This is a genomic window from Symbiobacterium thermophilum IAM 14863, from assembly GCF_000009905.1.
GTDB classification, from domain to species: Bacteria; Bacillota; Sulfobacillia; order Symbiobacteriales; family Symbiobacteriaceae; genus Symbiobacterium; species Symbiobacterium thermophilum.
Map to the genome: position 1 here is coordinate 576,350 of NC_006177.1, position 14,710 is coordinate 591,059.

At 70.4% G+C, this 14,710-nt stretch carries 14 protein-coding genes; 9 read left to right on the plus strand and 5 right to left on the minus strand.

The genetic code is table 11. The features are described 5' to 3' along the window. The first annotated feature begins 22 nt into the window (after positions 1 to 22). A complete protein-coding gene (locus STH_RS02770; RefSeq protein ID WP_011194669.1) occupies positions 23 to 1,195 on the plus strand; it encodes an iron-containing alcohol dehydrogenase in 1,173 nt (390 codons plus the stop codon). A gap of 135 nt (positions 1,196 to 1,330) precedes the next feature. Here STH_RS02770 and STH_RS02775 read toward each other — a convergent pair whose 3' ends face one another. After that, positions 1,331 to 2,893, minus strand: coding sequence for an SH3 domain-containing protein (locus STH_RS02775; RefSeq protein ID WP_011194670.1), 1,563 nt, complete (start codon positions 2,891 to 2,893; stop codon positions 1,331 to 1,333). Between the two features lie 216 nt (positions 2,894 to 3,109). Between STH_RS02775 and STH_RS02780 the strand changes: the two genes are divergently transcribed. The 8 genes from STH_RS02780 (at position 3,110) to STH_RS02815 (ending at position 10,939) form a co-directional block, all read left to right on the plus strand. Then, positions 3,110 to 4,402, plus strand: coding sequence for a LysM peptidoglycan-binding domain-containing protein (locus STH_RS02780; protein ID WP_043713159.1), 1,293 nt, complete (start codon positions 3,110 to 3,112; stop codon positions 4,400 to 4,402). A gap of 73 nt (positions 4,403 to 4,475) precedes the next feature. Next, entirely contained in the window at positions 4,476 to 5,207 is a 732-nt protein-coding gene (locus STH_RS16785; protein WP_011194672.1) for an alpha/beta fold hydrolase, read from the plus strand. Positions 5,208 to 5,570: 363 nt separating this feature from the next. After that, the gene (mgtE, locus tag STH_RS02790; RefSeq protein ID WP_011194673.1) at positions 5,571 to 6,932 is read left to right on the plus strand and encodes a magnesium transporter; all 1,362 of its coding nucleotides are present in this window, start codon (positions 5,571 to 5,573) and stop codon (positions 6,930 to 6,932) included. 38 nt (positions 6,933 to 6,970) lie between these two features. Beyond that, a complete protein-coding gene (locus tag STH_RS02795) occupies positions 6,971 to 8,020 on the plus strand; it encodes an NADH:flavin oxidoreductase/NADH oxidase (protein WP_011194674.1) in 1,050 nt (349 codons plus the stop codon). A 16-nt stretch (positions 8,021 to 8,036) separates the two neighbouring features. Then, positions 8,037 to 8,411, plus strand: a complete 375-nt coding sequence (locus STH_RS02800) for a fluoride efflux transporter FluC (protein ID WP_011194675.1) — start codon at positions 8,037 to 8,039, stop codon at positions 8,409 to 8,411. Beyond that, the gene (gene crcB / locus STH_RS02805) at positions 8,408 to 8,794 is read left to right on the plus strand and encodes a fluoride efflux transporter CrcB (protein WP_043713161.1); all 387 of its coding nucleotides are present in this window, start codon (positions 8,408 to 8,410) and stop codon (positions 8,792 to 8,794) included. Before STH_RS02800 ends, crcB begins: the two co-directional genes overlap by 4 nt. Before the next feature lie 98 nt (positions 8,795 to 8,892). Continuing rightward, complete coding sequence (locus STH_RS02810; RefSeq protein WP_043713162.1) at positions 8,893 to 10,347, plus strand: hypothetical protein; 1,455 nt, start codon at positions 8,893 to 8,895, stop codon at positions 10,345 to 10,347. Between the two features lie 106 nt (positions 10,348 to 10,453). Then, positions 10,454 to 10,939, plus strand: coding sequence for a ferritin (locus tag STH_RS02815; protein ID WP_011194678.1), 486 nt, complete (start codon positions 10,454 to 10,456; stop codon positions 10,937 to 10,939). Between the two features lie 147 nt (positions 10,940 to 11,086). On the opposite strand, the gene STH_RS02820 is transcribed toward STH_RS02815, so the two are convergent. The 4 genes from STH_RS02820 to STH_RS16790 form a co-directional block, all read right to left on the minus strand. After that, positions 11,087 to 12,016 carry a hypothetical protein gene (locus STH_RS02820; protein ID WP_197525199.1) on the minus strand — a complete coding sequence of 310 codons (930 nt, stop codon included), beginning with the start codon at positions 12,014 to 12,016 and terminating at the stop codon, positions 11,087 to 11,089. Positions 12,017 to 12,037: 21 nt separating this feature from the next. Further along, positions 12,038 to 12,730, minus strand: a complete 693-nt coding sequence (locus STH_RS02825) for an ABC transporter permease (protein ID WP_011194680.1) — start codon at positions 12,728 to 12,730, stop codon at positions 12,038 to 12,040. Next, the gene (locus STH_RS02830) at positions 12,730 to 13,437 is read right to left on the minus strand and encodes an ABC transporter ATP-binding protein (RefSeq protein WP_043713163.1); all 708 of its coding nucleotides are present in this window, start codon (positions 13,435 to 13,437) and stop codon (positions 12,730 to 12,732) included. The genes STH_RS02825 and STH_RS02830 overlap by 1 nt, the downstream gene beginning before the upstream one ends. Before the next feature lie 167 nt (positions 13,438 to 13,604). Then, positions 13,605 to 14,660 (minus strand): LytTR family transcriptional regulator DNA-binding domain-containing protein, encoded by a 1,056-nt coding sequence (locus tag STH_RS16790; protein WP_011194682.1) that lies wholly within the window; start codon positions 14,658 to 14,660, stop codon positions 13,605 to 13,607. Between the last annotated feature and the right edge of the window lie 50 nt (positions 14,661 to 14,710).

Here is a 14,710-nt window from a genome sequence, read left to right on the forward strand (position 1 = left end):
CCAGAGGAGAGGGTGACGCCCCATGGAAAACTTCGTGTTCCACAATCCCACCAGACTGATCTTCGGCCGCGGGCAGCTGAGCCGCCTGCGCGACGAGCTGGAACCCTACGGGAAGCGGGTGCTCCTGGTGTACGGCGGCGGCTCCATCAAGCGCACCGGCCTGTATGACGAGGTCATGGCCATCCTGCGGGAGGCCGGCCGCACGGTGTTCGAGCTGCCGGGGGTGGAGCCCAATCCCCGGCTCACCACCGTCCATCGGGGCGTGGAGATCTGCCGGCGGGAGCAGATCGACTTCATCCTCGCCGTCGGCGGCGGCAGCGTGCTCGACTGCGCCAAGGCCATTGCGGTGGGCGCCCGGTACGACGGCGACATGTGGGACATCGTCACCAGGAAGGCGGAGGCGACGGGCGCCCTGCCGTTCGGCGCGGTGCTCACGCTGGCGGCCACCGGGTCGGAGATGAACCCCACCTCGGTGATCACCAACTGGGAGACCCAGCAGAAGCTGGGATGGTCCGCCAGGCCCTACACCTTCCCCGCCTTCTCGATCCTGGATCCCGTCTACACCTTCACGGTGCCCAGGGATCACACGGTGTACGGCATCGTGGACATGATGTCCCACGCGCTGGAGCAGTACTTCCACGCTGCGGACAACGCGCCCCTGATCGACCGCTGGATCGAGGACCTGCTGCGGACGGTCATGGAGGCGGCGCCCAAGGCGGTGGCCAACCCGGAGGACTACGAGGCCCGGGAGACCCTGCTGTTCTGCGGCACGATGGCCCTGAACGGCGTGCTCTCCATGGGCACCGACGGAGGCGACTGGGCCACCCACGCCATCGAGCACGCGATTTCGGCGGTGTACGATATCCCCCACGGCGGCGGGCTCGCCATCGTCCAGCCCAACTGGATGAAGTACTGCCTGGAGACCGACCCGGCTCGCTTTGCCCGCCTGGCGGTACGGGTCTTCGATGTGGCCCCGGCCGGCCGCACCGACCGGGAGGTGGGGCTCGAGGGCATCGAGCGGCTGCGGCAGTTCTGGAGCAGCCTCGGCGCACCGGCGCGGCTGGCCGACTACGGCATCGGCGACGACCAGATCGACCGGATGGCCGTCCTGGCCATGAAGGGCGGCACGACGGTGGGCCGGTTCCGCCCGCTGACGCCGGAGGACGTGGCCGCGATCCTGCGCATGTCGCTTTAGCTGCTGGGTCCGGACGCTTCTCATCCGCCGGGCTGGGGACCCGCCCCCGGGAGAGGCTCGGGGATGGGGGACTTCGTCCGCCATGAGACTCCAGAAACGAAGGCCGCCGGGAACCCCCCGGCGGCCTCTGCTGTATCAGTCCGCCCACACCACGATGCCTGTGGAGAGCGACACCCAGCCGTTCTCGCCCTGCTCCGTGCGGACCCACGCCCAGCAGTGCTGCTCGTCGCAGGTCCAGGCCTGGTTGAGCCTCACCGGCGCATCGGACAGGTCGGCGACGGCCAGCCGGGTGCCGGTGGGCAGGCACCGGATGATGCGGCCCTGCAGCGAGGGCTGCTCCCGCAGGTTCAGGCAGTCGCCCTGTGGGTCCTGCACGGCCAGCAGGTACGGGTCGGGGAAGGGAGGCTTCTGCACCGCGGCGGGCATGGGCAGCCCCCACTCGTTGCTGCTCTGGCCGATCAGCGGGTTGATGGTGAAGGCCACCTCCTGGCCGGAGGCGCCCCAGCGGGGGTTATCGATTCGCCAGTCGTCGCGCGCCGGCAGCTCGATGCGCCGGAGCACGGTGCCGGCGCCGTCCACGACGGCGAGGCCGGCGAGGAAGCGGTCGGGAGCGTCCGGGGACGGCTCCAGGCCGGCGCGCCAGACCAGCGGCGTGCCGGCGTGGGAAACCTCCGGCGCGGGCCGCAGGTCGCCGCCTTCCCGGGAGACCAGGAAGTTGCCGACCGCGGGGACCCGCAGGAGCAGGTCGGCGGCGTCCGCCGTCCATCCGCGGGCCCAGGCGTTCAGCACCCGGAAGAGCGGCCGGCCCGTGGCGAGGTCGGTCACCACGACGGCGTCCGCGAAGTGGCCCAGGTCGTCGTAGGATACGAGCAGCCGCCCGTCGGGTGAGGGCCTGGCCCCCTGCCCGGCCACCGGGTACTCCGCCAGCAGCTCTCCCTGCCACGAGTACAGGCGGACGATGGAACTCGCCCATACGTGACCGGTCGGTTCCATGCCTTGGACCAGGTAGCTGACCACCAGCTGATCGGCATGGGGCTGCAGTTCGGCGGAGACGACGGTCCCCTCCTCAGGCTCGGGCGGCCCGCCCAGGTCCCGGACCTTGCGGGTCGCCAGGTCCACCAGGTAGACCCGCACGTCGGCCGTGGTGTCCTCGATCTGGCCCTCGCGCGAGGTCGACAGCACCACCTGCGTCCCGTCCGGCGAGAAGGCCGCGCCGGCGGCCTGCTGCCCCCCGAGGTCTGCCGTGAGGGTCTGCAGCAGCCGGAACCGGCCGTCGGCCACGTGGAAGGTGAGCCGCTCCGCACGGTCCTGAACCGCCTCCAGCAGGAACCGGTCCGGCGCGGTCGCCCGCAGGCGGAGCTCGGCGGGCTGCCAGGAGAAGGCCTCGCCGGTCTCCCGGTTGACCCAGTAGATCCGACCGTCGCCCTGCAGCGTGATCCAGCGGCCGTCCTCGGAAAGCGCGTAATCGGTGTCTTCCGCCGCACGCCCCTTCAGCAGCCAGGTCTCGGCCCGGCCGGTGGACAGATCCACGATGTAGAATCCGGGGTTCGGAATCTCAAGGGTAGAGTCGTACATGCGGTGCTCGACCGCATCCGTCGCGCCCTCGACGGCCCACCGGGATGCTCTGTCCGCGCGCAGGGCGCAGCCCGTCACGGTCATCGCCGCCAGTACGGCCGCCGTCATCCGCCTCCAACCCATGTGCGCATCCTCCCGGGAGCTGCGGCCGGGATAGTCCCGGCCGATGCATTGGCGTTTCCCCCGCTCGCTGAATTTAACGTAACTTTTTGACGACGGTCAGAGGTGTGGAGTTCCCGCGTGCGCCCCGGCGCGGGGCACGGGCTGAGGCGGGCTTCGACCGCAGCCTGCCGGCATAGCATGATCGTATCCGGAATGCCCCACGGGAGGCGGAGCGCGATGCAGATTCACGTGGTCGAGCCCGGGCAGTCTCTCTACGCCATCGCCCGCATGTACAGCGTCACCCCCGAGTCCATCGCCCAGGCCAACCAGCTGAACGGCCTGCCCTACCTGGTGGTGGGCCAGGCCCTGGTCATCCCCATCACCGGCCGGTACTACTGGGTCCAGCCCGGCGACTCCCTCTGGTCCGTCGGCCAGCGGTTCGGCCTCGACCCGTCGGAACTGGCCCGCATCAACGGCATCCCCACCGGCGCCATGCTCCCCGTCGGCCTGCGGCTCTACATACCCCCCGCCCCGCGGCCGCGGACCGAGGTCAACGCCTACGTGGAGCCCTTCGGCGAGTCCGTCAGCGCGGGGCTGGTGGCCGCATCCCGGGAGGCCGCGCCCCACCTCACCTACCTGGCGCCCTTCAGCTTCCGGGTGCAGCAGGACGGGACGCTGCAGGCGCCGCCGCTGGACGATCTGCTGCAGATCGCCCGGGACGCGGGGGCTGTGCCCATGCTGGTGGTGACCAACCTGGAGGAGGGCGGCTTCAGCGACGAGCTGGGCCGGATCATTTTGAACGACCAGGCGGTGCAGGACCGGCTGCTGGGGGAGATCCAGCGGCTCATCCGGGAGATGGGCTTCCGGGACGTCCACTTCGACTTCGAGTTCCTGCGGCCCCAGGACCGGGAGGCGTACAACCGGTTCCTGCGGCGGGCGGCAGACCTGATCCACGGCGAAGGGGCCCTGATCTCCACCGCCCTGGCGCCGAAGGTGAGCGCCGGGCAGACGGGCCAGTGGTACGAGGCCCACGACTACGCCGCCCACGGGCAGACGGTGGACTTCGTCGTGCTGATGACCTACGAATGGGGCTACAGCGGCGGGCCGCCCATGGCCGTGTCCCCCATCGACCAGGTGCGCCGGGTCCTGGAGTTCGCCGTCACCCAGATCCCGCGGGAGAAGATCATGATGGGGCAGAACCTGTACGGCTACGACTGGACCCTGCCCTACCGGCCGGCGGGCGAGTACGCCCGGGCCATCAGCCCGCAGGAGGCGATCCGGCAGGCGGCCCGGCGGGGCGCGGCCATCGAGTTCGACACCCGGGCGCAGGCGCCGTTCTACCGGTACGTGGACGAGCAGGGCCGGACCCACGAGGTCTGGTTCGAGGACGCCCGTTCGATCCAGGCCAAGTTCAACCTGCTGAAGGAGCTGGGGCTCCGGGGCATCAGCTACTGGAAGCTGGGCCTGGACTTCCCGCAGAACTGGCTGCTCCTGGAGGACAACTTCACCGTCGCCAAGCGGGCGGGGTGACGCATCCGCCGCCCCGGCCGGGGAGACTAAAGGGAGGAGCCGATGGCAATGGGCCACGGCGGGAGGTGCGTCGATGCCTTCTCTTCCCACCCCGGCAGAGGGAACGCTCTGGTATGCCGAGTCCGGGCCGGCGGACGGCCGGCCCCTCTTGCTGCTGCATGCCGCGCTGCAGACCCACGAGTCCATGGCCCCCCTCGCGGAGGAGCTTGCGCCGCTGGGGCTCCGGCTGATCGCCGTCGACCTGCCCGGCCACGGCCGCTCCGCCCACGCCGGGCCGCTGACGATACGCACCATGGCTGACGCCGTCGCGGGCCTGATCGAGCGGCTCGGGTTGGACCGGCCGCTGGCGGCCGGATACAGCCTGGGCGGCATCGTGGGGATCGAGCTGGCCCTGCGCGGCCTGGTCTCGGGGCTCGTTGTCCTGGCGTCCCGGATCCAACCGGCCGGCGATGCCCGCGCCACCTTCGCCCCTGAGGCGATCCGCCGGCGCTCGCCGCTCTGGGCGAGGCAGCTGGCGGAGAAGCACACCGTCACGCCCTGGGAAGCGCTGGCCGCCGCCCTCGGTGAGGAACTGGCCTCCTGGCCGGGCTTCGACCCGCAGGCCCTCGCGGCGCTTTCCGTTCCCGTGCTGGTGGTGCAGGGCGACCGGGACCAGATGGTGCCGTTGGAGCAGGGGCAGGAGCTGGCGCGGCTGGCGCCGCAGGGGCGGTTCTGCCTGGTGCCCCGTGCCGGCCATCCCGAGCTGCTCTACCGGGCCGACGCCCGGGCGGCGGTGCGCGCATTTCTCGCGAATTTCCTGGCGTAGATGGTTGCATCTGCCCGCCAAGGTGTTTACAATGCAAAAGGACGTTTCGGATGCGGGGCGCCCTGGCTGAAAGGGCGCCCCTTCCAGTGAGCGCATCGATCGGAGGTGGTGAAGAGCATGGATGCCGGGCCAAGTCGGAGTCTGGATTGGCATGCTTTGCGGAATCCTGTAGGAGGCCCGCCCATACTCACAGCCCTCCGGTGCGAACCGCCGCTCAGGGGGAGGTCTGCCGCCGCGCGCCGGCGGTAGGCTTCGCCCGGTCCGGTTGTTCCTGCGCTTCGCCACGGCTGTGCGGGCCTCCGCATGGCCGTCTTCTCTTTTCGGGGGAGGCGGCAAGCTCCATACGAAAGGGAGGCGAGGCCAGTGAACCAGGAACTGATCGGAACCCTGGACCAGACCATCGTCCTGCTGCAGCAGCACCGGTTGGACGAGCTGCGGGAGCTGCTCTCGGAACTCCACCCGGCCGACCTCGCCGAGGTGCTGCAGGAGCTTGAGGAAGAGGACCGGACGGCCGTGGTGCAGCTGCTGGCCGGGCCCACCGCGGCCGAGGCCATCAGCGAGCTGGAGCCGGAGGAGCAGGCGGAGCTGGTCACCGCGCTGCCGCCCGCGCAGGCCAAGGCCATCCTGGACGAGATGTCCGCCGACGACGCTGCGGACCTGTTCGCCGAGCTGGACCCCGAGAAGGCCGGCGCCCTGCTGGACCTGATGGCCCAGGAGGAGGCCACCGATGTCCGCGAGCTGCTCGGCTTCCGCGAGGACTCGGCCGGCGGCATCATGACCACCGAATTTGTGGCGGTGCAGGCGCACCGCACGGCCGCCGAGGCCATCGAGCAGCTCCGCCGGGAGGCGCCGTCGGCCGAGACGGCGTACTACGTCTACGTGATCGACGCGCAGGAGCGGCTGGTCGGCGTGCTCTCGCTGCGCGAGCTGATCGTCGCCCCGCCGGAGACCGAGGTGCGCGCGATCATGCGCACCAACCCCGTCTCGGTGCACGTCAACGAGGACCAGGAAGAGGTTGCCCGGGTCGTGCAGAAGTACAACCTGCTGGCCGTGCCCGTCGTCGACGACCAGGGGATCCTGCGGGGCATCGTCACGGTCGACGACGTCATCGACGTCCTGGAGGAGGAGGCCACGGAGGACATCTACCGGGCCGGCGGCGTCTCCGAGGCGGAGTACGAGACCGACCTGGAAGGCGCGATCTGGCCGTCCGTCCGGGCCCGCCTGCCGTGGCTCCTGGGGCTGCTGTTCCTGAGCCTGCTCTCGGGCAAGGTGATCGAGACCTTCACCCCGCTCATCAACCAAGTTTCCGCCCTGGCCGTGTTCATCACCACGATGGCCGGCGGCTCGGGCAACGCCGCCACCCAGGCGCTGACGGTGATGGTGCGGGGCCTGGCCACCGGCGAGGTGGAGCGGGGCCAGCTGATCCGGGCAGTCTGGCGCGAGGCTCGCATCGGCCTGGTCACCGGGCTGATCTGCGGCCTGGTGCTGGGCGGGGCGGCCATGCTCTGGAACGGCTCGCCCTGGGTCGGCCTGATCGTCGGGCTGGCCCTCACCATCAACCTGATGCTGGCCAAGGCGGCCGGCTCGCTGGTGCCCGTCATCATCCAGCGGCTCGGGCTGGATCCGGCGGTGGCCTCCGGCCCCTTCATCGCCACCATCACGGACACCTTCTCCATGCTGGTGTACTTCACCATCGCCTCGCTGGTGCTCCACGCGGTGTTCTGAACGGACGGCTGCAATTCGGCGCGAGGAGGTTGGTACAGATGGCCCACCTGTTCGATCCCTTCACGCAGAAGTCGGTCACCCTGCGCAACCGCATCGTCATGTCGCCCATGTGCATGTACGTTGCGGGCGCCGACGGCGTCGCCACCGACTGGCACCTGGTCCACTACGGCACCCGGGCGGTGGGCGGTGCCGGCCTGATCATCACCGAGGCCACGGCCGTGGAGCCCCGGGGGCGCATCTCCGAGGGCGACCTGGGGCTGTGGAACGACCAGCAGGCCGAGGCTCTGGCCCGGATCGCCCGCTTCGTCCACGACCAGGGCGTCGCCTTCGCCATTCAGCTGGCCCACGCCGGCCGGAAGGCCTGGACCCCGTGCAAGGGCCAGGGGCCGGAGCCCGCGGTGGCGCCCAGCGCGCTCCCCTTCGACACGGACTGGGTAACGCCGCAGGCCCTGGATGCCGAGGGGATCGACCGGGTGGTGGCCGCCTTCGGGGCGGCGGCCCGGCGGGCGGGGGAGCTGGGCTGCGACCTGGTGGAGATCCACGCCGCCCACGGTTACCTGCTGCACGAGTTCCTCTCGCCGCTCACCAACCGGCGTACCGACGAGTACGGCGGCCCGCTGGTGAACCGGGCCCGCCTCCTGCGGCGGGTGTTCGAGGCCGTGCGGGAGGCATTCCCCGCCGACCGGCCGGTCTGGGTGCGCATCTCGGCCACCGACTGGGTGGAGGGCGGCTGGGACATCGCCGAGTCGGTGGAGCTGGCCCGGATGATGAAGGCATGGGGCGTGGACCTGGTGGACGTCTCCACGGGCGGCAATTCGCCCCTGCAGCGGATCCCTTCCATCGGTCCCGGCTACCAGGTGGCCTTCGCCGAGCGGATCCGGCGCGAGGCCGGGATCGCGACCGGCGCGGTGGGGCTGATCACCACCCCCGAGCAGGCGGACTCCGTCGTGCGCACCGGTCAGGCGGACGTGGCGCTGCTGGGCCGGGAGCTGTTGCGCAACCCGTACTTCCCCCTGGCGGCGGCCCACCGGCTGGGACATGAGGTGACGTGGCCGGAGCCGTACGTGCGGGGCAAGTTCCGGCGGTGAGACGGGAGGTTCGAAGGTGAGCTGGGTACTGATTGGTGTGGCGGGCGCCGCAGGTGCGGTGGCCCGCCTCCTCGTCGGCGCGTGGATCGATGGCCGGCCGGGTGGCCGGGCGTTTCCCTGGGGCACCTTCGCCGTCAACATCGCCGGTTCGCTGCTGCTGGGGCTTCTCACAGGCCTCGTCGTGGGACGCGGCTGGCTCGCGCCTGAGGTGAAGGTCGTGCTCGGAGCGGGATTTCTCGGTGCGTTTACCACGTTCTCGACCTGGCTGCTTGACCTGCACGAGGCCTTGAGGCGGGGTGACCACCGGGCCGCATTCGTGAACGCTGCGCTGAGCACCGGGTTGGGCCTCCTGGCTGCGTGGTTGGGCCTGGCCCTGGGGTGGGGGCGATGAACCGCCTTGCCGTGGCCGGTGTTGCTGCAGGGGGCGCCCTGGGGGCCTGGGCCCGCCACGGGCTGGGTAGCTGGCTGACGGCGCTTTTGCCCTCGACTTTCCCCTTGCCAACGCTCATGATCAACGTACTCGGCGCCCTGTTGCTGGGCTTCGTGGCCGGATACGGCATCGAGCGGGGGCGTCTGCCAGAGGCGTGGCGCCTGCCCGTGACTGTCGGCTTCATCGGCTCGTTCACCACGTTCTCCACCTGGTCTGTCGACACGGTGCTCCTTCTTGATGCCGGCCGCTGGCCGCTGGCCTTGGCCAATGTGGGCATTAGCCTGGCCGTGGGGCTGGCGGCGGTCTGGGTCGGGCGCAGGCTGGCTTTCCGATGGCGCGTATGAGGTTGGGACCTGCGGGTCCCAACCTTTTTCACGCCTGGTGCGTCTTACATAGAGAGCCCGGGTGCAGAGCCCGGGCAGCGCCATGGAGGAGGGGTGCCATGCGCACGACCTATACTGAGCGGCTGATTCGCTTCGGACTTGGTCTGGCCGCCGCCGCCCTGCTGCTCTGGCTCCTGCGTGAGAGCTTGCCCGGGGGGATGCCAGGCGATGGCCTGTCTCTTCGAACTGGTCAGCCCGTGGGCGAGTTGATCGCGCCCGCCCTGGGAACCACCCTGGGGAATGCAGCCGCGGCACTGCTGTTCGCACTGCCCGCAGCGCTGCTTCTGGGCGTCCCGGCCGGCTTCAGGCCACATAGTGTGATCGACCGGGTGCTTCAGGCGCCGGCGGTGGCCGTCATGGGCGTGCCGGCCTTCACGGCGGCCATCCTGGGGGTCTGGCTGATCATGTCGGGCCCTCTCGATCACCTTCGGCTCGCGGGCGCGGCTCACGGGGCCCTGACCGTGCTGCTGGCCGGTTGGCTGGCCAGGGCCATCCGCGACGGGCTGGCCGGCACCCGCGGGGAGGGCGTTCCCCTGGCTCCCGTCCGTGCTGTGGCGGCCGTGCTGGGCCGCATCCTGCAGCAGACGGGCAACATCCTGCTGTTCACGATGGTGGTGGAAGTCGTGGCACGGGGCTCCGGGGCGGGTGTCTGGGGCCAGGTGACAACGGCCGTCCTCAACCGGGATTTCCCGGTGTTCCACGCGGGGCTGTGGGTGTTGATTGCCCTAGTCCTGGTGGGGCATCTGCTGGGCGACCTGCTGGTGACGGCAGCCGGCGGGACGCGGCCGGCGGGCCGGCTTTCCAGGGGCTGGCTGGTCATCGGCTGTCTGCTGTTCGTGCTGCTCCTGGCGGCACCACTGCTGGGCGATGCGTCGGCTGCTCTTTCCGCAGATCTGAGCCTCCGGTTACTTCCGCCGGGCAGTGAAGGTCACGCCCTGGGGACGGACCATATGGGCCGTGACGTGCTCTCTCGCATCGGGGCGGGTGCACGCACCTCGCTCGCCATCGCCGGTGGTGCCATGCTGGTCGCGGCCCTCGGCGGCGCCGTGCTGGCCGGAATCGGCCTGGCGACGGGCCGCGTGGGCTCCGCAGTGCTCACGCCGCGGGTGGCCGTTCCCGGGCTCGTGGGGCCCGTGGTCGCGGGCCTCGCAGGCGCGCTAATCTGGCGGCCCGGCATCATCACCCTCATCGTCACCCTGGGGGTGGCCTCGATCCCGGCGATGGGCTGGGCATTCCGCCGGTTCGGGATGTCGAAGGGGCAACAGGGGGCAGCCCTGCTGGGCCTCGTCCTCCTCGCCTTCGCCCAGATCCTGCTGGCCGAGTTCATCCTGGGCTTGTTCGGGTTTGGGGTTATGCCGCCCTCAGCGTCGCTGGGCAGCCTGGTCAGAGATGCCATGCCTCACCTGCGGCAAGCACCGCATCTGCTCTGGAGCGCGTTGCCCGGGGCTGCCGGGGTGATGGGCCTCTTCCTCGCGGGCCACGCCCTGTTGGATGCAGCGCCGGGGGAGGAGTAGATCTTTGGTAGCGTTCCCTGCCATCTGGCAGGAGGGTGGTCGGCTCACGTGGAAATGGTAGGGCGACCTGGGGAATCAACCCGGTCAGACCAAGGAGGCGATCACCGTGAACAAGGCAATGGAGGCAGCCCTGAACGAGCAGATCAAGCTCGAACTCCACTCGGCGTATACCTACCTCGGCATGGCGGCCTACTGCGAGTCCACCAACCTTCCGGGCATGGCGCACTGGCTGGAACTCCAGGCGAAGGAAGAGCTGGAGCACGCGATGAAGATCTACGGCCACGTCAACGACCGCGGGGGCCGGGTGGCCCTGAAGGCAATCCCCGAGCCTGTTCTGGACTACGCCTCGCCGCTGGCCGTGTTTGAGGCGGTGCTGGCCCATGAGCAGAAGGTCACGGCCTCCATCCACAAGCTGTATGCCCTGGCGGTGGAGGAGAAGGACTACGCCTCACTGCCCCTGCTCCAGTGGTTCATCGAGGAGCAGGTGGAAGAGGAGTCGAGCGCAGACGAGGTGCTGCAGAAGATCCGCCTCGCCGGCGACAGCAAGAGCGCCTTGCTCTTCCTCGACAGCCAGCTGGGTTCCCGGGAGTAGCGATTTACCTCATCAACGACAGCCGGGCTGTTCCGCAGTCACCGTGAGTGACTACGGGACAGCCCGACGCATTTCCGCAGAAACGGGGCTGCCCCAGCAGAGATGCTTTGGGGAGAGCCCCGTTCCGTATTTGCGGCGGCGGCAGCGTCAGAGCCAGGGGCCGGCCACCGCCAGCAGGTGCTCCACGTAGTGTCCGATGTCGAACCAGCGGCACTCCACCGCAACCGGCACCCGCTGCTCCACCATCTCGATGGCCTGGCGGGGGTTCAGGGCGTCGTAGCGGGGGTGGTACACCTCCGTCCAGGGCGGCAGGTCCGGGCGGCCCGCCGGGGCGATGGGCGTCGCCCCGAGCAGGTACGCCTCGTAGAGGGCCAGGGTGAGGCTGCCGCCGGTGGTGACGGAGATGGCCGCCTGCGCCCGGGCCAGCAGCCGGTAGTAGTCCTCATGGGGGAGCCGGCCCACCTCGATGCCCATCTGCCGCCACAGCTCCACCGGATAGTAGGAGAGCGGGTCCACCGGCGAGGCGATGAAGACCCGGTAGCCCCGGTCCATCAGCTCGAAGGCCATCCGCACCGACAGGTAGGGCTGGTAGAACTCGTTGAGCCGGCCGGGGAAGACCACCAGCCTCTCGCGATCCGGGCCGGGCTTCAGCTCGGCGATCACCCGGTTGATCAGGGTGTGGTCGTAGGGGAAGCCGGCGGCGACCACCTGGGCGCGCGACCCCGCGGGCAGGTACCGCTCGCCCCAGGGGACCATGGACGGGTTGGTGACCAGGATCGCCGCCAGGGAGGGGTGGCTGTAGATCCAGAGGTCGGCGGGGTCGTAGGCGTTGGTGAAGGGGTTCCAGATGTCGTGCTCGTGGATGATGACGTGCTCCGGCGGCTCGGCCGCCTCCAGCAGCTGTTTCTGCACGGTGTAGCGGGTGAAGAAGACCGGGCCCCGGGGCCGCTCGGGCATGCGGGGCGAGTAGTCGTAGGGCACCCCGGCCTCGTCCAGCCCCATGCGGAGGCCGGCGAGGAAGTTGGGGTACCAGGCGGTGGGATCGTGGGGATCGTAGACCACGTGTAGCACGGTCATCATCCTTTCCGAGACGGTTCGTCACCTGGTGGTTGCCTGGCGCCTCAGGATGCGGGCGTCGACCGCGAGCAGCAGCGCGGTGTAAGCCAGCATCACCGCGGCGTGCTGCGCCACCGGCACCGGCGCACCGGTCCAGCCGCCCCACATCAGCTCCTGGACCGGCCGGGTGGGGAGCCACCGCATCACCTCTGCGACGGCCAGGCCGGAGTCCTGCCAGGGGATGACGGTTCCGCCGACCAGCACGGCCAGCACCGGCGTCCGGTAGAGGGAGGAGGTCTTCAGGTCCCGGGCCACGATGCCCACCAGGGCGCCGGACGCGGTGGCGAAGCCGATGGCGAGGGCGATGCCCAGCAGGAGCACCAGCGGCGCTCCGGGCGGCCGCCGGAAGACGAGCAGGATCAGGACGCTCATCGAGGCGGCCAGCGCCACGCCCACGAACGCCTTGGCGCCGATGATCTCCAGGGGCCGGACCGGGGTGACCAGCAGGGCCTCGAGGGTGCGCCGTTCTTTCTCCTCCACCAGGGAGTTGACCGTCATCTGCCAGATGCCGGAGTAGATGGAGACGATCAGGACCACGGGGAGGAAGTCGGCCGTACCCTCCCCATCGAGGGCGTAGATGGCCGCCATGCCCAGCATCATCGCCAGGAACATCAGGATGCGGCGGTTGCGCTTCAGCGCCCACAGCTCGCCGCGGACCAACCAGACAAAGCGCATCAGCAGCCCCTCCTCGTCAACTGGATGAAGGCGTCGGTCAGGGAGGGGCCGTGCCGTGCCTTCAGCTCGGCGGGGGTCCCGCAGGCGATCATCCGCCCCCGCTGCAGGATGCAGACCCGGTCGCAGAGGGCCTCCACCTCGGCCATGTCGTGGCTGCTCAGCAGGATCGTGATCCCCTGGCCGCGCAGGTTGCCGATCAGCCGGTGCAGATCGTCGGTCGCCAGCGGGTCGAGGCCCGACGTGGGCTCGTCCAGGTACAGCAGCCGGGGCCCGTGCAGGAGGGCCCGGGCCAGGGCCACCCGCTGGCGCTGCCCCTTGGAGAGCCGGCCGGCCAGCCGGTCCCGCAGGTCGGCGATGTCCATCTGAACCATCGCGTCGCGCACCGCCTGCTCCCGGACGCCGAAGAGGCCTGCGAAGAGCAACAGGTTTTCCCGGACGGTGAGGCTGTCGTAGAGCAAGCCGCCGTCCAGGACCACCCCCATCTGCCGGCGGACCGGCTCGCCGCGCTGCCAGGGATCCAGCCCGGCCACCCGCACCTGGCCCTGGGTGGGTCTGGCCAGGCCCGCCACCAGCCGGAGGGTGGTCGTCTTGCCGGCGCCGTTGGGGCCCAGCAGCCCGAAGATCTCGCCCTCGTGAACCTCCAGGGTCAGGTCCTCCAGAGCCGTCACCGGGCCATAGCGTTTGGTCACGTGAAGCAGTTCGATCACGCCTCTCACCTCGGCCCCATTTTGCCGGAGCGCGGGAGGCGCATCACTCTTTGGACGACGACCGGTACGGCGCCAGGACCAGTGGTGCCGCGGCGGGGACGAGTGGTGCAGGCAGGCGGACGACCGGTGCACGGCCGGGGCAGGCGGGGCGGCCGACGGCGGCGCGTTCACCATCCCAGCAGTTCTTTCAGCTCCGCCACGCGGTGCTTGCTCAGCGGGACGTCGCTGCCGTCCTTCATCCGTAGGGAGAAGCTGCTGCGGGTCCAGGGGATGATCTCCTTCACGTGCGCGAGATTGACGAGGTAACCGCGGTGGGCCCGGAAGAAGCCGTGCGGGGCCAGCCGCGCCTCCAGCTCGGCGAGCGTGAAGGAGGCGGTCCAGTCTCCCTCATCCGTGTGCAGGTAGACGCCCTTGTCCTGGGCGTAGGCGTACAGGATCTCCGCCGGCGAGAACAGTACCACACGCTCGTCGCGGCGGGCGGCGATCTGCGCCACGCGGGGCGGGACTTGCCCGGCGTCCGGAACGCGACCGGTCACGTCGGCCCGGTCCGAGCCGTCCCGGGCTGCGCCGCGGCGCTCCGCATCGGGCGCCGCCGGGGATTGGCCGGCGCCGACGAGCCGGCCGCGCTCCAGGTAGCAGACGCGGGTCGCGGCGCGCACGGTGCGGGGATGGCCGAACGTGGTGAGCAGGATGCCCTTGCCCTCTTCGGCCAGGGCGCTGAGCGCGGCCTGGATGATCTCGGCGCTCTCCAGGTCGCTGTCTCCCAGCGGTTCGTCGAGGACGAGGAGGGCAGGGTCGTGCAGCAGCGCCCGGGCGATGCGCAGCCGGGCCGCCTCGCCCGGCGACAGGTCGGCACACAGCCGGTGAGCGACCGGTGCCAGCTCCAGCGCCGCGGTCACCTCCTCCGCGCGCCGCCGGGGCAGCGACCAGAGGCCCGCAGAGAGCGCCAGCGTCTCCCACACGGTGTGGTATGGGCTGAGCCCCCAGGTTGCCCCTGCGAAGCCCACCTTCGCCCGGGCCTCGGGGGTGTCCGGACGGCAGCCGCAGATGCGGACGTGGCCGCGGGAGGGAGACTCCTTCCCCGCCAGCAGCCGCAGCAGGGGATCCTTGCCGTTGCCGTGACTGCCCACCAGGGCCAGCGACTCGCCGGCGGATACGGTCAGGCTGAGGCCGTGCAGTCCGTCCGGGTGGTGCAGGTCGGCGATTTCCAGCAGTGTCGTCAACATTATCACCCGTGCATTCCTTCGCTTCCCCGGAGCCGTTTCCTCCACCG